The 19282-nt window shown below is 65.6% G+C and carries 17 protein-coding genes; 10 read left to right on the top strand and 7 right to left on the bottom strand.

The window, feature by feature from the left end:
* Positions 1 to 145: 145 nt before the first annotated feature.
* Complete coding sequence (locus BMZ79_RS10755) at positions 146 to 706, top strand: helix-turn-helix domain-containing protein (RefSeq protein ID WP_090639589.1); 561 nt, start codon at positions 146 to 148, stop codon at positions 704 to 706.
* A gap of 115 nt (positions 707 to 821) precedes the next feature.
* Here BMZ79_RS10755 and BMZ79_RS10750 read toward each other — a convergent pair whose 3' ends face one another.
* Positions 822 to 2135 carry an MDR family MFS transporter gene (locus BMZ79_RS10750; RefSeq protein ID WP_090639587.1) on the bottom strand — a complete coding sequence of 438 codons (1314 nt, stop codon included), beginning with the start codon at positions 2133 to 2135 and terminating at the stop codon, positions 822 to 824.
* 217 nt (positions 2136 to 2352) lie between these two features.
* On the opposite strand from BMZ79_RS10750, the gene BMZ79_RS10745 reads away from it, so the two are divergent.
* Positions 2353 to 3141 (top strand): polysaccharide deacetylase family protein, encoded by a 789-nt coding sequence (locus tag BMZ79_RS10745; RefSeq protein ID WP_177222097.1) that lies wholly within the window; start codon positions 2353 to 2355, stop codon positions 3139 to 3141.
* A gap of 170 nt (positions 3142 to 3311) precedes the next feature.
* Here the strand turns inward: BMZ79_RS10745 and BMZ79_RS10740 are convergent, their stop codons facing one another.
* On the bottom strand, positions 3312 to 3890 hold the full coding sequence (locus BMZ79_RS10740) for a TetR/AcrR family transcriptional regulator (RefSeq protein WP_090640186.1): 579 nt from the start codon (positions 3888 to 3890) through the stop codon (positions 3312 to 3314).
* Between the two features lie 257 nt (positions 3891 to 4147).
* Between BMZ79_RS10740 and BMZ79_RS10735 the strand changes: the two genes are divergently transcribed.
* Together BMZ79_RS10735 and BMZ79_RS10730 are read left to right on the top strand one after the other, a co-directional pair.
* Positions 4148 to 4630: a quercetin 2,3-dioxygenase gene (locus BMZ79_RS10735; RefSeq protein ID WP_090639585.1), complete on the top strand. Its 483-nt coding sequence runs from the start codon at positions 4148 to 4150 to the stop codon at positions 4628 to 4630.
* Positions 4631 to 4666: 36 nt separating this feature from the next.
* Positions 4667 to 5575 (top strand): alpha/beta fold hydrolase, encoded by a 909-nt coding sequence (locus tag BMZ79_RS10730; protein ID WP_218154681.1) that lies wholly within the window; start codon positions 4667 to 4669, stop codon positions 5573 to 5575.
* A gap of 106 nt (positions 5576 to 5681) precedes the next feature.
* Here the strand turns inward: BMZ79_RS10730 and BMZ79_RS10725 are convergent, their stop codons facing one another.
* The 4 genes from BMZ79_RS10725 to BMZ79_RS10710 all read right to left on the bottom strand — a co-directional run bounded on the left by BMZ79_RS10725 (position 5682) and on the right by BMZ79_RS10710 (position 12061).
* On the bottom strand, positions 5682 to 6206 hold the full coding sequence (locus BMZ79_RS10725) for a stalk domain-containing protein (RefSeq protein WP_177222095.1): 525 nt from the start codon (positions 6204 to 6206) through the stop codon (positions 5682 to 5684).
* Positions 6207 to 6506: 300 nt separating this feature from the next.
* Positions 6507 to 9644: a DEAD/DEAH box helicase gene (locus BMZ79_RS10720; RefSeq protein WP_090639579.1), complete on the bottom strand. Its 3138-nt coding sequence runs from the start codon at positions 9642 to 9644 to the stop codon at positions 6507 to 6509.
* Positions 9641 to 11368 (bottom strand): hypothetical protein, encoded by a 1728-nt coding sequence (locus BMZ79_RS10715; RefSeq protein WP_090639577.1) that lies wholly within the window; start codon positions 11366 to 11368, stop codon positions 9641 to 9643. The genes BMZ79_RS10720 and BMZ79_RS10715 overlap by 4 nt, the downstream gene beginning before the upstream one ends.
* Positions 11369 to 11515: 147 nt before the next feature.
* Entirely contained in the window at positions 11516 to 12061 is a 546-nt protein-coding gene (locus tag BMZ79_RS10710) for a solute carrier family 23 protein (protein ID WP_371263665.1), read from the bottom strand.
* A gap of 199 nt (positions 12062 to 12260) precedes the next feature.
* On the opposite strand from BMZ79_RS10710, the gene rnhA reads away from it, so the two are divergent.
* Entirely contained in the window at positions 12261 to 12914 is a 654-nt protein-coding gene (gene rnhA, locus BMZ79_RS10705) for a ribonuclease H (RefSeq protein WP_090639575.1), read from the top strand.
* Between the two features lie 66 nt (positions 12915 to 12980).
* On the opposite strand, the gene BMZ79_RS10700 is transcribed toward rnhA, so the two are convergent.
* On the bottom strand, positions 12981 to 13562 hold the full coding sequence (locus tag BMZ79_RS10700) for a hypothetical protein (protein WP_090639572.1): 582 nt from the start codon (positions 13560 to 13562) through the stop codon (positions 12981 to 12983).
* Positions 13563 to 13770: 208 nt separating this feature from the next.
* On the opposite strand from BMZ79_RS10700, the gene BMZ79_RS10695 reads away from it, so the two are divergent.
* The 5 genes from BMZ79_RS10695 to BMZ79_RS10675 all read left to right on the top strand — a co-directional run bounded on the left by BMZ79_RS10695 (position 13771) and on the right by BMZ79_RS10675 (position 18740).
* Complete coding sequence (locus tag BMZ79_RS10695; protein ID WP_090640184.1) at positions 13771 to 14088, top strand: thioredoxin family protein; 318 nt, start codon at positions 13771 to 13773, stop codon at positions 14086 to 14088.
* Positions 14089 to 14605: 517 nt separating this feature from the next.
* Positions 14606 to 15688: a glycoside hydrolase family 172 protein gene (locus tag BMZ79_RS10690; RefSeq protein WP_090639570.1), complete on the top strand. Its 1083-nt coding sequence runs from the start codon at positions 14606 to 14608 to the stop codon at positions 15686 to 15688.
* 173 nt (positions 15689 to 15861) lie between these two features.
* Positions 15862 to 17136 (top strand): M48 family metallopeptidase, encoded by a 1275-nt coding sequence (locus BMZ79_RS10685; protein ID WP_090639568.1) that lies wholly within the window; start codon positions 15862 to 15864, stop codon positions 17134 to 17136.
* A 1-nt stretch (position 17137) separates the two neighbouring features.
* Positions 17138 to 17845, top strand: coding sequence for a hypothetical protein (locus tag BMZ79_RS10680; RefSeq protein WP_090639566.1), 708 nt, complete (start codon positions 17138 to 17140; stop codon positions 17843 to 17845).
* Positions 17846 to 17861: 16 nt separating this feature from the next.
* On the top strand, positions 17862 to 18740 hold the full coding sequence (locus BMZ79_RS10675; RefSeq protein WP_090639564.1) for an ROK family protein: 879 nt from the start codon (positions 17862 to 17864) through the stop codon (positions 18738 to 18740).
* The last annotated feature ends 542 nt before the right edge of the window (positions 18741 to 19282 follow it).

The raw sequence follows: 19282 nt of genomic DNA, 5'->3' as shown, positions 1-19282 counted from the left end.
GCTCCTTCCGTGCCTGAAATATTAGCGATAACGAAATAAAATTTATATCCCTAATTTACTGCCGAACAGGATGGCGTGTCAACCTAAAAATTGATAATATAAATGGAACATACGTATCACTAATATTCAAGGAGGGGATCCGCGCATGGACATCGGCACGAACATTCGGGCGATCCGGAAGCGCAAGAACATGACGATCGCGCAAATTTGCGAAGATACCGGCCTGTCCCAAGGCTTCATGAGCCAGGTCGAGACGAATAAGACGTCCCCGTCCATCGCGACGCTCGAGAACATCGCCGGCGCGCTGGGCGTGCCGCTCGCGTATTTGCTGCTGAAGAAGGAGGAACGCATGCAGATCGTCCGCAAGGGGGACCGTAAGGTCACGACGAGCGGGCCGGAGCGGCTGAAGGTGGAGCACCTGGGCGCCGCGAAGAGCATGCGGATGATGCTCGTCGAGCTGCCGCCGGGCGGATCGACGGGAGAGGAGCCGCGGGCGCATGAAGGCGAGGAAGTGCATCTCGTCGTCCGGGGTCGGATCTACGCCGGACAGGGGGAAGACGCGGCCGAGTTCGGCGAAGGCGACTCCTTCAGCTGGAACGCCTGCATTCCGCATCTCGTGCGCAACATCGGCGAGGATACGGCGGTCGTGCTCATCGCGGTCTATACGGAGACGGAGCAGGCGGAACCGTATTACGATCGTCCTTGACGAAGGAGCCGCGCCAAGAACGCCCGACATGCTTGTCCCCTTGAAGTCCAGCGACGCGACAACGGCCCGGATCCGCCTGATGAGGCGATCCGGGCCGTTAGGGTCCGCGGCTAGGCTATTTCATTTGAGGCTTGGGCTTCGCCCGCCGCGGTTTTCCTTCGGGCCGGCGGGGCGCTTCTTCGAGCTTGTTGAACATGGCGTTGTAGATGACGGCCGACAGCACGGCGAGCAGCGCGAGCGCGGCGAACGTCCACTTGAAGCCGAGCATGCCCGTGAGCGGGATGGACATCGGCGCGATGGTGCGGCCGAGCGTGAAGCGCAGGCTCGCCGCCGCGAAATACTGTCCCCGCATCTCCTCGGGCGCGAGCCGCGCGACGAACGCCTGCTGCGGGCCGGCGGACATGAGCTCCGCCAGCGTGAACACCGCGATCGCGGCCGTGAAGCCCCAGAACGTCGACATGTTGCAGAACATGATCATGCCGAAGGCGTAGAAGAGCGCGCCGCCGATGAACACGATCCGGTCGCGATACTTCGTCATCCACTTCGTCACGATGACCGTGAAGAGGGCGACGAACAGGCCGTTCTCGGAGACGATGAGGCCGAACAGCTGCTGGCCGGTCAGCGTCAGGTCCCAGCCGCGGTACGAGAAGAGCGTCGACAGCGGCACGGTTTCCTTCAGGAAGACCGGGAACAGCAGGTCGAGCTGCATGAACGTCTGCGCGAGCAGCACGCCCGCGATGCTGAACAGCAGAAACACGCGGTCCGCGGCGATGACCCGGTAATCCCGCAGCTGGGCGGTCACCGCGGCGTACCAAGGCGCGCCGGACGCGGTCTTGTGCCGGTCCGCCACGTGCGCGGGCCGCGTCTCGCTCAGCCGGCCGCGCATGACGAGCGCGATCGCCGCGCAGATGACCGCGGCCGCGGCGAGCACGGCGTACGGGTTGTCCTTGTACAGAAGCGACCCGAGCAGCGGACCGACGACCACGGCCATGTTCGAGGCGGTATAGAAGATCGCGAAGACGCTCGACTGATGCTTCTCGTCGACGACGTCCGCGACCATCGCCTGGCTCGCCGGCCAGTACAGGGCGCCGAAGCAGCTCGCCAGCGTGAAGCCGACGAACGCCGGCGCGTGCAGATTCGCCCAGGGCGAAGCCGCGCAGGCGAACAGCGCGTAGCCGAAGGCCTGTCCGCTCGCGGCGAACACCATCATCCGCTTGCGGCCGAACCGGTCGGCGCAGTAACCGCCGATCAGATTGGCCAAAACCGACAGCAGCTGGGAGAGCACGAGCAGCATGCCCGTCCAGCCTTTGCCGAACGCATTCGTGAAATAAATGGACAGGAACGGAAAGAACGTCCAAAAGATGACGTTAAACGCGGTTTCTCCGCCGAGGCGGAGCTTTAAATTCGTATCCCAATCGCGGATTCGCATGTACAACTTCCTCTGGTTGCCGGATTTTCGTGGGTTGGGCTTCCCCATTATACACGGTCGTCCGCGGCGAAGGGAACATGCTTTCGCCCCTTTACCGCGTCGCAGCAGCCCCTCCGGAAGCCGCGCCCGGCTCAGGAATGAAGTTGCAGTAGTCCGTTCGCGGCGCCTGTCGTATGATAGAAGGACGCAAAAGGCACAGACAGCGGGGGAGTTGGCTATGAAGAAACGAAAAGTCGCGGCGATGACCGCCTTGCTGGCGTTCATGGCCGTTTCGCTGGCCGTCACGGCCGTTCAGCTGCTGCAGTTCAAGCGGACGGTCGCGTTCGCGTCGGCCGAGGCGTCCGGGGCGGGCATTCCGGTGCTGTGCTACCATTCGATCGCGGATAACGGAGGAAGCAACGAATACGTCGTCTCGCCGGAGCGGTTCCGCGAGGAGATGGCGTGGCTGAGCGGCCAAGGCTACCATAGCATCGATCTGAAGGAATTCGGGGCGCTCCTGTCGGGCAAGGAGAAGCCGAGCGGCAAGGAAGTCCTGATCACGTTCGACGACGGGTACGAGAACAACTACGCCGAGGCGCTGCCGGTGCTCGAGGAATACGGATTTCGGGCGACGGAGTTTCTCGTGACGAACTGGGTCGGCGGCGCCGGTTATTTAAGCTGGGACGAGGTCAAGGCGCTGCGGGGCGCGGGCTGGGACATCATGGCGCACACGCGCACGCATCCGTTCCTGCCGCTGCATACGGCGAGCGTGCAGCGCGACGAAATCGCCGGCTCCAAGGCGGCCATCGAGCGCGAGCTCGGCACCGAGGTGACCGCCCTCGCGTACCCGTACGGGCTGCGCAGCGAAGAGACGATGCGGCTCGTGAAGCAGAGCGGCTACGCGTACGCCTTCACGTTCGACGACGGCTGGACGGATCCGGGCCAGAACCCGTACCTGCTCAAGCGGCTGTTCATCTCGGGCGGGATGGGGCTGAACGATTTCGAACGCAAGCTGATGCATGGATAAACCGTCCGCCTGAAGGCGCCCCGAAGGGGAAGCGATGCGGATGACGCAAAATAAACCATTTCGGGTCTCCAAGACAGCCGCATGACGAACGAAAGCCGCTCGGGCAACCCGGGCGGCTTTTTCGCTTGCGCATGGCTTCAAGCCCGGCGGCTGTCAACCGCATGCGGCGCTCATGGCGCGTCAAGCATCGCGATGGCTGCATCCGCTATTCGATGCAGCTTCTTCTTGTCCGTGGACGCTCGGGTTAATACGCGCAAGCCGATTATCGTCGCCTGCAGACTGGCCGCAAGCAGGCTGGCATCCTTATCCGCCGGAATCTCCCCCGTCTGCTGGCCTGTCCGAATGATGTCGGTCAGGTATTGTTCTTCGACGTTAAAACTTTGGTTGGTTATTTCGCCAACTTCCGGATCCCTCAGAGCCAGCTCGGTGGCCGAATTGACGATTAAGCAGCCTAGCGGCCGCTCGTCGTTCGCTTCGATCAGATAGTCGATGATGTAGCGAATGGCTTCTTGCGCCGTACGCCCGCGTCTCGCTTCTGCTTTCACGGTTGCGACCGTCTTTTTGTACTGTTCCATCGCCTTCACAAAGAGGCTGTGCTTGTCGCCGAACGTATCGTAGAGGCTTCTGCGATGAATGCCCATATGCGTAACGAGGTCTTGAAGCGAGGTTTTTTCGTACCCCTGTTCCCAGAATAAACGCATTGCTTTTAGAAGGACGTCGTGTTCGTCGAATTCTTTGCTTCTTGCCATCGTGTTCACCCTCTTCGACCTGATTTTAGCATATGAGAACAACCGGTAAAAGATAAATTGTGCTTTCGCCTCAATCATCCCTGGGACTAGCGTACCGAAGCGATAATCGTTTCCCTTATAGGCGGGAATTTTTATGAAATATGAAGTTTGCGTTAGGTAAGTTGACAAAAGAGGCAAACGGGTTTTAAATATGGGAATGATCGATCTAAATACTGCGCAGGTAAAAAATCGACAGCTTAGAGGAGACGCGAGCAACCATGAACCATCCAAAAGCAGGTGCAATGCGCCGGAAGCCGGACAACGAAAATACGTATTTATTCCTGACCGACATTAATTCCATCCTGGTCAGCGGGGAAGACACGAACGGGGAATTTTGCGTGGTGCATTGCTCGGTTCGCGAGAATGACGGCCCGCCGCTTCACGTCCACGGAAGCGAAGACGAATCGTTCTACGTGTTGGACGGCGAGATCGAGATGACGCTTGGGGACGACACGTTTTCGGTGCGAAGCGGAGAGTACGTCTTCGCCCCCCGCGGCATTCCGCATACGTTCAAGGTTAGGTCCGAGCAGGCTCGTTTCCTGGTTACGGCCTACCCGGCGGGCTTCGATTCCTTTGTCAAGGAATTGGGCGTTCCTTACGAGGAGGGCATGGAAGCGAACATGGAGCCTCCAACGCCCGAGCTGCTTCAAAAACTCATCGAAGTATCCAAAAAATACAATATCACCTATCCGGGCCTCTAAAAATCTCTGAACGCTTGAACGGCTATGCCGCACTTCATGACAAGAACGGAGGAACACCTGATGACGAACGCTCTCTCTTCGTCGGAGCCCCTGCAGCACAAGATCACGATCGACGGCGTCATCCACAGCTTCCGCGTCGCCGGCAAAGGGCCGGTTTGCCTGGTCCACCCGGGCGGTCCCGGTTTCGATTGGAATTATATGCGCATGCCGCTGCTCGAACAAACCATGACCGTCGTCTATATCGAGCCCGCAGGGACGGGGGATTCCGGGCTGCTGCCGGACGGAGAATACACGATGCCGCGGTATGCCTATTACGCGCATGAGATCGCCAAGCGCGTCGGAGCCCGGAAGCCCTACTTCCTGGGCCATTCGCATGGCGGTTTTGTCGGACTTCAATATGCGCTCGATTACCCCGATGAGCTCGAAGGTCTCATTCTCTATAGCAGCGCGCCTTGCATGGTACAGGAGCTCGCGGAGGAGCAGGCTCGGCAAATCGAGCTCTACGCCCGGCGCTGGCCGGATCGTCCCGAGGCTCAAGACGCTTGGCAGGCGTGGAAGGACATGGGGTCGGGCGCGGCGCGAGACAATGAATCGTTCCTCCACCTGTTGGGACGGTTGCTGCCCGCTTTCTTCGGCGATTATCGGAACCTCCCGGCAGCCTTCAAGACGTGGCGGGACAACTTGAATTTTTACCTCGTTCCCCGAAAGCCGCATACGTGGGACGCGAGAGAGGTTTTAACCGGGATACGCGTACCGACGCTCATCCTGGTCGGCGAACATGATTTCAACTGCGGCCCGCGCTGGGCTGCGGAAATGGATGAGAAGCTGCCGGATTCGCAGCTTTATACGTTCGAGGCGGGCGGCCATATGAGCCATGTCGAGCGCCCGCGGGAATTCGCGGAAGCCGTGCGCGGCTTCGTCGCTCAGGCGGTCTCGCGGCCGTGAATCCGCGCGTCCGAACGGAGCGCGACGAACGAAAGGCCGCCCGGGCGATCCCGGGCGGCCTTATCGTTATGCGCATGCGCGGCGGCGCCTTGCGGCGCGGGCGCGATTATGGGTTGACCATTTTCGTCAGCGTCAAGGACCAGTCGAGCGCGCTGTAGTCGAGCTCCCAGCCGAGCTGCTCCGCGATGAAGCGCAGCGGCACCATGACCCGGCCGTCGTCGTTCAGCACGACCTTCGAGCCGATGGAGACTTTCGCGTCGTTGATGTCCATCGCGTCCCGGCCAACCCGGAATTTCATGACGTCCGGCCCGGCCCAGACGACCGTCGCTCCGGTCATCGCGTCCCACGCGACCTTCGCGCCGACGCCTTCGGCGAGCGCGCGCACCGGCACGTACACCATGCCCTTCCAGAACATCGGGCTCGTGTCCATCGTCACCATGCGGCCGTTATTGTTCAGCATCGGACTGTTCACCTTCAGCTTCACCGTGTACACGCTCATCGGAGCGGCCGGCATGTCCGCCGCGCTGGACGCCGGCGCCGCCGGTTCGTTCGGCATCGCGTCGGCGTTCGCCAGCGCGGGCATCATCAGGGTCAATCCGAGCAGGGGAAGAATCAGCTTTTTCGTCTTCAAATACGTCACGCTCCTTAATGAATGGGTAGGGTGGGCAAACCGTTCCTGCTGGTGCGTCGTGCCAAGCGGAGCGCATTTGAGATCGTCTGAGAAGATCGTAATGGCCGATGCTGCGGATTGATCCAAATCGCCTATGGGCATGGCGAAAAGTGGGTACGGAGGACTTGTCTGCCATGTAGTTTGATGTTACCCGGCGTAGCGGGCCATGAATCAATGGAGGGGGTACTGCGCGAAAAACGCAAAAAAGGATGGCGCGGGGCCATCCTGATGCCGCTATGCGTACGTTGCCGCGTTGCTCCGTTACTCCGACCAGTCGCGCCGCAGCGTAAACAGCTCGCGCAGCGCGTCCGTCGACAGCTCCGTGATCCAGCCCTCCGAGCTCGTGATGACGTCGTCGCTCAGCTGCTGCTTGCTCTCGAGCATCTCGTCGATCCGTTCCTCCAGCGTGCCGAGCGAGATGAACTTGTGCACCTGCACGTCGCGCGTCTGGCCCATCCGGTAGGCGCGGTCCGTCGCTTGGTTCTCCACGGCGGGGTTCCACCAGCGGTCGAAATGGAACACGTGGTTCGCCGCGGTCAGGTTGAGCCCGACGCCGCCGGCCTTGATCGACAGAATGAACACGTTCGGCTGTTCCGCGTCCGGCAGCTCCCGGGATTGGAACTGCTCGATCATCCGGTCGCGCGCCGTCTTGGACGAGCCGCCGTGCAGGTACAGAACGGGCTCGCCGAGCTCCCGGCCGAGCACGCGCTGCAGCATCTCGCCCATCCCGATGTACTGCGTGAAGATGAGGCAGCGCTCGCCCTCCTCGCGCAGCTCCTTCACGAGGTCGAGCAGCCGTTCGAGCTTGGCGGAGCGGCCGATCAGCATCGCCGATTCGGCGGCTTCCTCGCGCTCGTCCTCCGGCACCGGCACGGCCTCCTTCGTCAGCAGCACGGGGTGGTCGCACAGCTGCTTCAGCCGCGTCAGCGCGGAGAGGATCGCGCCTTTGCGCTGAATGCCCTCCAGCTTCTTGACCTCGTCCATCAGCTCCTTGACCGTCTGCTCGTAAAGCGCGCTCTGCTCGCCCGTGAGGTGGATGTACGTCTTCATCTCGTTCTTCTCCGGCAGGTCCAGCATGATGTTCGGATCCTTCTTCTTGCGCCGGAGCATGAACGGCTTCACGAGCCGCTGCAGCTCCTGCGTCCGCTTCTCGTCGCGCTCGCGCTCGATCGCCTGGCCGAAGCGCTCGGCGAAGGTACGGGCGCTCCCGAGATAGCCCGGATTGGTAAAATCGTAAATCGACCACAGCTCCGCGAGCCGGTTCTCGATCGGCGTGCCCGTCAGCGCGATGCGGTGCCGCGCGGGGAAGCTCTTGACCGCCATGGCCTGCTTCGTGCCGGCGTTCTTGATGTTCTGCGCCTCGTCGAGGCAGATCGCCGACCAGGTATAGCCGCCGAGCAGCTCCTGGTCCAGCGTCGACGTCGCGTACGAGGTCAGCACGAGATCGGCCTCCGCCGCTTCCTCGTAGAACGCGCCGCCGCTCAGCCGCTTGCTGCCGTAATGGAGCAGGATGCGCAGCGACGGCGCGAAGCGGCGCACCTCCTTCTGCCAGTTGCCGAGCACCGAGGTGGGGCAGATCAGCAGCGCGGGACGGCGTCCTCCGTTCGCGGCCGGTTCCTCCGCGACGTGCAGCAGGTACGCGATGAACTGAATCGTCTTGCCGAGGCCCATGTCGTCGGCCAGGACGGCGCCGAGCGCGAACCGGCGCAGAAAGGCAAGCCACGAGAAGCCGGCCTGCTGGTAGCTGCGCAGCTCCGCATGCAGCGTCGGCGGCACGGGGACCGACGGCCAGTCCGTCTGCTGCGTCAGCTGCGCCATGACGGTCGTCAGGCGGGCGTTCAGCTCGACGTCCACCTCCAGCTCGCCTTCGTTCTCGCCGTCTTCTTCGCCGCCGCGCTCGCCGGCCTTGTCCGCGCCCGCCGGCAGGAAGAAAGCGCGGTTGCGCCGCAGATGCAGCTGCAGCACGTCCTGGAAGGACAGCCCCCGCCGCGGATCGACGCCCGCCATCGCCTTGCGGATCTGCGCGAGCAGGGCGGGATCGAGCGGCACCCATTGGCCGCGGAACTGCACGAGCCGCTCGCCGCGGGCGACCAGCTCCCGGAACTCTTCCTCGCTGAGGTCCGTATCGCCGATGGAGACGCGCCAGTCGAAATCGATCAGCGCGTCGAGGCCGAAGAAGGACCGGCCGCCGTCCGCGCGTGCGCCTTCGCCTTCGCCTTCGCCGGGGCGGACTTTCGCGCGCAGGCGCGGTTTCTTGCGGCTCGCCTCTTCCCACCAGGCGGGCAGCAGCACCTGCCAGCCGGCGGCCAGGAGGCGCTGGCTGTCCGCAGTCAGGAACCGCCACGCGTCGTCGTCGGGCAGCGGGGTGTTCAGCACGTCCGCGGGGCTGCCGGCCAGCCGGTCGGCCGGCAGGCTCGCGCGCAGATGCGCGAGCCACGCCGCGGAGCGCTCGCGCACGTGCGGCGTCCAGCCGGAGGGCCACGTCCCGGAGGCTTCGCCGTCCGCGGCCAGCCGGACCGGCGCGAGCTTCGCCGGTTCGAGCTTGTCCTGCAGCAGGAGCGCGAGGCGCCAGCCGCCGGCTTCGCCGTCCTCCGGCTCCAGCAGCTGCAGGAGCGGCCGGAACGGCAGCGTGTCGGCCTTCCAGCCGGCGGCGACGAGCCAGCCGCGCTCGTCGAGGCCCGCGGCCGCCGCGGCGCGGTCGCGCGCGAACAGCAGCGGGAAGTCGCGGCGCAGGTCGCCGGCGGCTTCCTCCGTGCCGTAATGGCGCTGGAACACCGCCGCGGAGAAGGCGGCGCCGAGGCCGGCGAGGAAGGCGGCGTCCGCCGCATCCGACTCCGGGGCTTCCGCGTCCGCGGCATCGCCATCCCATACGCCGTGCTCGTCCCGCACGCCGTCCTCGTCCCGACCGTCGTCGTCCGGTCCTCCGTACAAGCCGCCGCCGCGCGCCCGGCCGGCGCCGTCCGCGAGCGCGCGCAGCGCCCGGCGCGCCTTCGCGTCCAGCGCCTCCGCGTCCCACGTCCACCGCAGCTTGCCGGCCTTGTAGGCCTCGAAGCTCGGGACGAATTTGCGCTCCGCGACGCCGCGCTCAAGCGCCGGCGCGAGCGCGGCGAGCCGCGCGGCGCCGCCTTCGAGCCGCCAGGTCACGTGCATCGGCAGCGATTCGGGGTCGGCGAAGAACGGCAGCACCATCTCCGCCGGCAGCACGACGAGCTCCAGCTCGTCCCGGAGCTTCTCGATCTCGAGCTCCGTGCCGTAGAACGACGGCTCGTGCCGCGCGAACAGCCGCTGCTTGACGAGCAGCCCCGGCGCGTAGCCGGACGCGTCCGCGCCGAAGATCAGCGCGTCGCCCTGTTCGGTCAGGCTCGCTTGAATCGTAAGCGTATCGGCGTACGCGTTCATGACAGCAGTCCTCCTTTGCGCAGTTCTTCCTGCAGCGCCCGCAGCCGGCTGTTCCGGCTCGCGAACGCGGCGATGAACTGCTCCCACCGCTCGCCCCGCTTCAGCCGGGCGTACAGCTTGGCAAGCCGCTTCAGCAGCTTCGCCGCGGCCTTGTAGCCGTCGCGGTTCTTCTGCAGCACGTACCGTTCCACCGCCTGATGGTAGAAGGGCAGCAGCAGCTCCGGCGCGTCCTTCTCGACCGGCTTCAGCGCGGTCGCGCGGAACGACAGCGGATCCTGGCCCATGCACATCTGCAGGTCGATCCACCGGTCCCACCGGCCGTGCGCCGCCAGCGCGTCCTCGTAGACGGTCCGCGAGAACGGCAGCATCGCCTTGAGCGTGCGCCACATCGCCGGTTCCGCCTCGGGCAGATGCGCCACGACCGCCTCCCAATAGTCGCCGTAGGGCGCCAGGTCTTCGCCGCGGAAGCCGACGAGCAGCGGGCCGGTCTCCGCGAGCCAATCCCGCAGCCGGGCCCATTGCCCGCCGCGTTCCAGGATGCCGAGCAGCGGCGCGAGATGCTCCGGCTTCGGCATCAGCGCGCTCCCGCCGCGGGCGAGCAGCGCCATCGCTTCCGCATCGCGCGCCAGATAGACCAGCGGCAGGCATTGCGCGAGCGTCCACGGCAAGCGCGACAAGGACGTTCCGAGCTCCGCTTCCGCCGCTCGCAGCTTGCGCAGCTCCTCCTCGTATAGCGGCGCGCTTCCGGCCGAGCCGGGACCAAGCCAGTGCAGCCACAGCGACGCGTAGACCGACGCGAAGCAGCCGAGCGTTTTGTCCTCGGTCAGCATGCGCTCCCGGAGGAAATCCGCCGTCTCCATCAGCCGGTCCCAGTATGCCGAGCCGTCGCCCGCCAGCGCGAGCTTGTCCTCGAGCAGGCTTCGCGCCTGGCCGCGCAGCCCGTCCAGCGCGAGCTGCGTATGGTAGCCCATGAACAGGCCCGATTGGCGCCAGTCCGCTTGGGCCGGCTTGACCATCCGCTCCAGCACGAACAGCAGGGCGTGGAGCGTGAACAGCTGCTCCAGCGCCAAGGGCAGCTCGGGCCGCATGGCCTGCAGGTCGGCGAGCAGCTCGCCGGCCTCCTGCGCCGTGCGGACGTGCAGGTGCATCGGCCCGCGGCGCGCCTGAAACCGTTCGTGCCACTCGGCCACGGGAAGCCCGGTCAGCTCCGCCTCCGTCAAGGTCGGCCGGACGGGACGGGGGGCCGCCGGGGCGGCGCCGCGGTTCGCGCCCAAGCCGTCGCCCGGCCGGGACGGCGCCTCCGCGCCGGTCCCGATCACGCCGGCGCGGACCGCGCCGCGCCCGCCGTCCGGCGCGGCGCCCGGCTTGCCGCCTGCGGACGCGCTCTTCAAGGCGCTGCGCGCGTTGGCGAGCGCCTGGATCGGCCGGCCGCACAGCTCCGCGTAGCGCATCAGCGCGGCGGCCATGTGCGCGCAGGCGCGGTTCGCGGAGCAGGCGCATTCGCTCGCCGCGAGGTCGTCCAGATCGACGGCGACGTCGTACATCCGGTTGTCCTTCACGCGCGCGTCCACGTGCGCGCCGTCGTCGCGGAGCGCGAGCTCCTCGACCCGGCCTTGTTTCACGTATTGAAAGCCCCGAATGACCGTCAGTTCGTCGAAGCGCTCGGCGACGCCCTCCAGCAGCCGCCGCCACGCGCCGTCATCCAGCATGTAATCCATTTCCATATCCGTTGACTCCCGGTTACGTCGTCATGTAATCTTAAAACTTCGCTCTCTATTATACCAGCTTATTATACCAGCTCTGCCGCCCGCGGGACCCGAACGCCCCTTAAAATTCGGCCGCCGGGCCTCCGCGCGCGGCGTTTCGCGAGATTACGGCATCCGCGATACGGGCAGAGATAGAGGATATCGATTGTATAGTGGCCGTATAATGTATGGCGGCCGTCTAGCGTATAACGGCCGGGCGGGAAGCCCGCGCCGCAGAGGAGGCATCTTGCATATGGATCGGTGCTCCGGTTCGCTCCATTCGATTCGCCGGAGCACGTCCAGCATGAGGAAACCGACGATGACGAGCGCCGGCGCCGTGATGGCGGGAATGCCCGCTAGCACGGACACGACCGGCGAGAAGAACAGCGTCATCGCGAGCAGCGCGCAGACGACGACCGCCGTCAGCCCCGTGCGGCCGCCGATCGCGACGCCCGCGCTCGACTCGATGTACGCCGACGTCGGGCTCGTGCCGAGCAGCGCGCCGGCCGAGGTGCCGACCGCGTCCGCCAGCCGCGCGCCCTGCGAGCGCGGGAATTTGCCGTCCTGCAGCAGCTTCGCCTGCTCCGCGACGCCGAGCATCGTGCCGGTCGTGTCAAACAGTATGATAAGCAGGAACGTGAAGATGACGGCGTACAGCCCTTTCGCGAACACGCCGCCGAGAGGCGTTCAGCCATTGAGCGGGGCGCGGCGGCGCGCGTTTTTTCGCGCGGGCAGGGAGGGATTGGCGGCCGGGCCGTCGAAACGGTCAGGGAGCTTGTCCGCCGGCTCCCGGTTCGGGGAGCGGCAGGAAAAGGGCGGCCGGCGATTCGGGCCGGCCGGACCCAAGAGAAGCGGAGGAAGGGCAGCATTCATGGCGAAGCAAAAATTTTACGTGGTCTGGGTCGGCCGCAAGCCGGGCGTCTACACGAGCTGGGGCGAGTGCCAGGCGCAGATCAATAAGTTCGACGACGCGAAATTCAAATCGTACGAAAGCCGTTCGGAAGCGGAGGACGCGTACCGCGGCGGCTGGCAGAAGCATTGGGGCCAGGGCGGCGGAGGCGCGGCCAAGGCCGGCGGCTTCCGCCGGAGGCCGGCCGCCGCGTTCGAGGAGCCGGGCGAGATCGACTACGACAGCATCTCCGTCGACGTCGGCACGAGCGGCAATCCCGGCCCGGTGGAGTACAAGGGCGTGGACACGCGGACGGGCGAGGTCATTTTCGCGGTCGGTCCGGTCAAGAAGGGCACGAACAACCTCGGCGAATTCCTCGCCATCGTGCACGCGCTGGCGCATCTGAAGCAGCAGGGCAGCGACAAGACCGTGTACAGCGATTCCGTCAACGCGCTCAAGTGGGTGAAGCAGAAGGCGGTCTCGACGACGCTCCCGCGAGACGCGTCCACGGCGGAGATCTGGGGCATGGTCGACCGCGCGCTGCGCTGGCTGCAGACCAACACGTACAGCAACAAAGTGCTGAAATGGCAGACGAAACAGTGGGGCGAGATCAAGGCGGATTACGGCCGGAAATAAGCGCCGGCACGGCAAAAAGGGACTTCGCGGCGAAGTCCCTTTTTGTCGCATCCGGACCGGCCGGGGTCAACGCGCGAAGCGCATCCGGCGCTCGTCGTAGGAACGCTCGTCGGCGGTGCCGAAGCCGTAGCCGCCCTCGATGAAATGCGCCGCGGGGGCGACGGAGCATTGGCAGACGCGCCAGTGCCCGTTTTCCTTGACCAGGACGAGGAACACGTAGTTAATGCCGTTGAGCATGTATTTCGATTCGTTAAATACGTCGTAACGGATGGCGGTGTAGAAGAACCTGCTTTCCGCGCCGGGGGTTTCCAAGCATCGGCCCGTGCCGTTTCCGACGAAATTCAGGCCGAATGCCTTGGGCACTTCGTGATAGCCGACCAGCTTGGCGCGTTTGATGCCCAGCACGCCGACATGGTTATTGCGATTGTCCCCGCTGCCGAAGAAGCTGCTCCACATCGGCTGCAGGCCGGCGGACCACAATCCGGCGAAGGCGGGCCAGTTCTTCTGGTTGATGTAATCGACATATCGGTGCAGCACGACTTCGGCGGCATCGGCGCGGGCGTGACGGGCTTCGGCGTGGGCGGGCCGGCCGGCCAGGCCGAGAAGCAGAAGCGGGACCAGGAGGAGCGAGGCGAAGGATTTGGACATCGGAAGCACTCCTTTCGGATGGTACGAGGATGCCCGTTTTGGGCGGCTCGTAGACCCGCGGAGCCGGTCTTTCGATCCCCGCGCCTTCGCAAACGCTTCGCGAAGCCCTATAATGGTCCTAACGGCCGTCCGGCTCGCGACGTCGGGCGGGCGGCCGCGGCGCCCCGCTCGCGGAGGCGGCAAGTCCGACGGAAAGGCGGCGGCATCCATGGCCATCGAGGAACAGACGGAACGGGAATGGCTGGCGCGGGAGAAAGCGCCGCGCGAGGCGGTGTTCTTCTTCACCCCGCTGTGCGGCACGTGCAAGATCGGGCTGCGCATGCTCGAAATCGCCCAGGCGGCCGGCGCCGACGTGCCGATCGCCAAGATCAACATCAATTACGCGCCCGAGCTGCGCGACGCTTGGCGGATCGCCAGCGTGCCGGCGCTCGTGCTGGTTCGAGACGGCGAGCCCGAGCAAGCCGAATACGCCATGCGGTCGGTCGATACGCTGTACCGGCTGCTTCAAACGTTCTCTTCGTCGTGACGGAGAGGGCGTTTTTGTTTGCGCGGCGTGCAGCCGCGACCCGAAGCGCGCAGCGCGCCAAGCGGCGCCGCAAGCGCCTCCGGGCGAGAGTCAAGCGCAAGCGCCGTCATGCCGAACGAGAGCGGCTTTGGTGCGAAGCACCACGGGAGCGCTCGTCGGCATTGACGGCCCTGGAGCGCGGCTGCCGAGCCGCGATGAGCGCGAAGCGCGGCCACCAAGAGCGGCGAGGAGTCGCGACCCAAAGCGCGCAGCGCGCCAAGCGGTGCCGCAGGCGCCGGGCGAGGGCCGAAGCACAAGCGCCGCCATCCCGAACGAGAGCGGCTTTGGCGCGAAGCCCGCGGGAGCCGCTAGTCGGCATTGACGGTACGGGAGCGCAGCTGCCGAGCCGTCCGGAGCGCGAAGCGCCGCCTTGTTTTTAGCGCCGGCGAAGCTTGACAGGCCGTGGCCGACGGGATAGCATAGGTTCCAGATTGAACCAATAAAGCGGTTTCATCCGTTCGCAAAGGGAGAGGAAACGATGGTTGGTTTTAACGGCTTGGATATGGGCTTGGGCAACCTGGCGAGACTGTCGGACGCGAAAAGCAGGTCGATCAGCGCGGAGAACTTCACGGGCGAGGCGGGCAAGGGCGGCATGGCCGCCGAAGGCACGGGCGCGAACTGCGCGCGCGACCTCGGGCTCGGCTGGAAAGTGTCGCCGTCGGTGGAGATCGAGGCGGGCCAGACGTTCACGATGGGCGAGATCGCGGGGCCGGGCGCCATTCAGCATATTTGGCTGACGTGCGGGCCGAACCTGTGGCGCAACTTCATCCTGCGCATGTACTGGGACGGCGAGGAGACGCCTTCCGTCGAAGCGCCGGTCGGCGACTTCTTCTGCAACGGCTGGCAGGAGCGCTGCAACGTCAATTCCTTCCCGGTGGCCGTCAACCCGGCGGGCGGCATGAACTGCTACTGGCAGATGCCGTTCCGCCGGTCGGCCCGCATCACGATGGAGAATACCGGCACCGAAAAAGGCGTGCTCTACTACCAGATCGACTACACGCTGACGGACGTGCCGGACGACATGGCGTACTTCCACGCGCAGTGGCGCCGCAGCAATCCCGTGGCGTACAAGGACGTGCACACGCTCGTGGACGGCGTCTCGGGCAAAGGGCATTACGTCGGCTGCTACCTCGCGTGGCAGGTCAACAACACCGGCTGGTGGGGCGAGGGCGAGATCAAGTTCTTCCTCGACGACGACAAGGAATTCCCGACGATCTGCGGCACCGGCACGGAGGATTATTTCGGCGGCGCTTGGAACTGGGAGCATCCGCGGGGCGAGTACGGCACCTACTCCACGCCGTTCCTCGGCATGCACCAGGTCATCAAGCCGGACGGGCTGTACCGGAGCCAGCAGCGCTTCGGCATGTACCGCTGGCACGTGCAGGATCCGATCCGCTTCGAGAACGGGCTGCGCGTGACGATCCAGGACCTCGGCTGGCGCTCCGGCGGGCGCTACCTGCCGCAGCAAAGCGACATCGCGTCGACGACGTTCTGGTATCAGTCGGAGCCGCATGCCGCGTTCCCCGAGCTGGCGGACAACGACGGCCGCGAGGTCATTTAGCGCCTGAATCGTTCACGCCGCGAACGGCTCGCGCCGTTCATTAACGCACGCCATAGCCTGCCTTAACCGAGCGCTCCGGGGCACGCGTCCCGCGGGCGCTCGCATTCTGTTTTCGCGGGGAAACATGCTATGATAGGCGTGTCGTTACACTGGAAGAAACGGGAGATGGTGGCATGCCGGCGCGCACGCGCTTTAAGAAAAGATGGCTGCTGCTGCTGTTGGTCTACGCGATAGCCGCGGCCGCCTATGTCTGGTATACCTCGCCCAATAACGTGCCCGCCGCGTACAAAGGCACGCCGGCGGACCCCGCGACGTACTTCACGCCCCGGCAGCTGAAGGACAGCGAGACCTTGAACCCGATCCGCAACTGGATTTTCTTCACCAGCGTGCCGTGGGAGTGGCTGATCTACCTGCTGATGCTCTCCGCGGGCTGGGCCAAATCGTGGCGCTACGCGCTGGGCGGCCTGCCGCTGATCCTCCGCTTCCCGCTGTTCGTGCTGCTCGTGGACGCCGTGTCGTTCGTGCTGTACCTGCCCCTGCAGATCTTCAGCTACGCCTTGTCCAAGAGCTACGGCATCACGACGCAGCCGGTGCCCGGCTGGATCCGGGACAAGCTCGTGGCGTTCGGAATCGGCTACTTGACGATGCTCGCGGTGTCGGCGGTCGCGTTCTGGATCCTCTCGCGGCGGGGCCGCTGGTGGCTGAAGCTGTGGCTGATCTCGGTGCCGTTCACCGTGTTCATGATGTACGTCGAGCCGGTCGTCATCGACCCGCTGTACAACAAGTTCACGGCGCTGTCCGACCCGCAGCTGGAGCGCAAGATCCTCGACCTCGCGGCCAAAGCGGACATCCCGGCGGACCACGTCTACGAAGCGGACATGTCCAAGAAAACGAACGCGATCAACGCCTACGTCACGGGCATCGGGCCTTCGCTGCGCATCGTGCTGTGGGATACGACGCTGAAGCAGCTGACGGAGCCGGAAATCCTGCTCATCATGGCGCACGAGATGGGGCATTACGTCATGCACCATCTGGAATGGAGCGCGGCCGGCGCGGTCGGCTCCTCGCTCGCCGTCATTTGCATCGGCGGGGGGATCTACGTCTGGAGCCTCCGCCGCTGGGGCGAAGCGTGGGGCATCCGCGGCCGGTCCGACGTGACGGCGCTGCCGCTCCTGCTGCTCATCATGGCGGTGCTGTCGTTCGTTTCGCTGCCGGCGAGCAACGCCGTGTCCCGCAACGCGGAATCGTCCGCGGACGCCTACGCGATGCGGCTGCTGAACAGCGCGGAGGGCTCCGTGTCCATGCAGCAGAAGACGGGCGTCATCACGTTGAGCGACGTTAATCCGCCGCTGCTCGTGCGTTGGTTCCGCGACGACCATCCGAGCGACATGGAACGGATCGTCGCCGCGATGAAGTTCGCCCAAGCCCGCGGGCAGAAAGCGGACTAGCATGAGCGCGCGCGGAGACGAGGAGGCGGTGTCGCTGTACCTGCTCGCGGGGCTGGCGACCGCGCCGCAATTCATGGAGAGCTTTCGCGGCGCGTTGCATGCTATACTGGAGCGTGAAGGGTTCACCGTGCGGACGTCGCAGCTGCTCTTCCCGTACGGCGATTGGAGCCGCCGCGCCGTGCCCCAGCTGTGGGAGATCGGCCGGGACATGCGGCTCGCCCCCGGGCGGATCATCGGGCGCTCCATCGGCGGCCGAAGAGCCGTGGACGCGATCGGCGCCGGCTGGCGGCCCGAGCCGGGCAAGGCCGGCCGCATCGCGCTGATCGGCCATAGCGGCGGCGGCGTCGCGGCGGTCCACGCCGCGTGGATGCTGCACGACCTGCTCGGCGGGCCGCCGAGCCCGGTCGTCATGATCGGCTCGCCCCGCTGCCGCATCCCGGCCGCCATGCGGGCGTCGACGCTGTTCGCGTACGCCGGCGGGGCGGAAGGCGCGGCGGCGGGCAGGCGGGCCGACGGCGTCAGCCGGCTGGGCACGTTCGGCGGCTGGCGGCGGGACAAGCACGCCCCGGGCGAGCGCCGCGAGGTGCCGATCATCGGGAAGCACGCGGACTATTTTCGCGAACGGGAACCGTTCATCAACGAGCTGGGGCTGACGAATCTGCGGTTGACGCTGAGCGTCGTCTGGCCATGGCTGAGAGAGAGAATCTGAGGAGGACGAGTGAGGCATGCGCATTGGAGCCATTGAAGCCGGAGGCACGAAGTTCGTCTGCGGCATCGGTATCGAAGACGGCACGATTTTGGAGCGGGTGAGCTTCCCGACGGAGCGTCCGGAAGCGACGCTGGCCAACGTCGTGAATTATTTTGAAGATAAAGGCGTCGACGCGATCGGCATCGGGTCGTTCGGCCCGATCGACATCGATCCGGCGAGCCCGACGTACGGCTACGTCACGACGACGCCGAAGCCGGGCTGGGGCAACTATCCGTTCCTGCCCGAGCTGAAGAAGGCGTTCGACGTGCCGTTCGGCTGGGATACGGACGTGAACGCGGCGGCGCTCGGGGAAGCGACCTGGGGCGCGGCGGCCGGACTCGACAGCTGCCTCTACTACACGATCGGCACCGGCGTCGGGGTCGGCGTGTACGCGGAAGGCAAGCTCGTGCACGGCTTGGTTCACCCCGAGGGCGGCCACGTGCTGACGCGCCGCCATCCGGAAGACGCGTACGAAGGCTTCTGCCCGTACCACGGCGACTGCCTGGAGGGCATGGCGGCCGGTCCGGCGCTGGAAGGCCGCTGGAAGGCGAGAGGCAGCGAGCTCGGCGTCGATCACCCGGCGTGGGGCATCGAAGCGTTCTACATCGGCCAAGCGGTCGCGAACGCGGTGCTGCTGATGTCGCCGAAGCGGGTGATTCTGGGCGGCGGGGTCATGCACCAGCTGCAGCTGTTCCCGCTCATCCGCGCGGAAGTGCGCAAGAACCTGAACGGCTACGTCAACGCGAAAGCCGTGCTCGACGACATCGACGCGTACATCGTGCCGCCGGGCCTTGGCGACAACGCCGGCCTCAGCGGCTCGCTGGCGCTCGGCCTGCGCGCGCTCGGCGCGAAGTAAGGCGCCGTATTGCCCGAAACCAGTCCCGTCCATGGCGGGGCTGGTTTTTTTGGGTTGGGGCGGTGCCGAGCCACGGCGCGCGGGCCGGCGTGGGGGGCGGCACCTGGCGGCGGGGCCGGGGGGCGCAGCAGGGCAGCGGGGCCGAATCCCGGCGTGCATGCCCGCGTGAGTGCGGTACGTGGCTCGGTGAGGGTCGGCCGCTCAGCGCTGCGCTCCGCCGCCTCCGTCACGCCGCCTCCGTTACGCCGTCTTCGCCACGCCGCCTCCGTTACACCACCCCCGCCACGCCGCCGCACCGCTTCCGCCACGTCGCGGTCGCGGTGAGCGCCTTGCCGGCTGCGTTCGGCATAACCCGGTCCGACGCCGCGCAGCGTTCGCGGGGATTTGGCGGCCATGACAGCCGTTATTTGCGCGATGACGGTTTTTTGCGTTTCGCGGCCACGGATGCGCTTATCGGCACTCCGCGGAGCCCGATCGGCTGCGAATCGCGCGGATAGCGGATCCTGTGTCCGCTCAGCTTGCGAATTTCCGCTTTTCGCCGA

The organism is Paenibacillus sp. UNC496MF (assembly GCF_900113915.1).
Classification (GTDB): Bacteria; Bacillota; Bacilli; order Paenibacillales; family Paenibacillaceae; genus Paenibacillus_Z; species Paenibacillus_Z artemisiicola.
The sequence above is the reverse complement of the archived record's forward strand: the minus strand, read 5'-3'. Positions and strand labels throughout refer to the sequence as shown.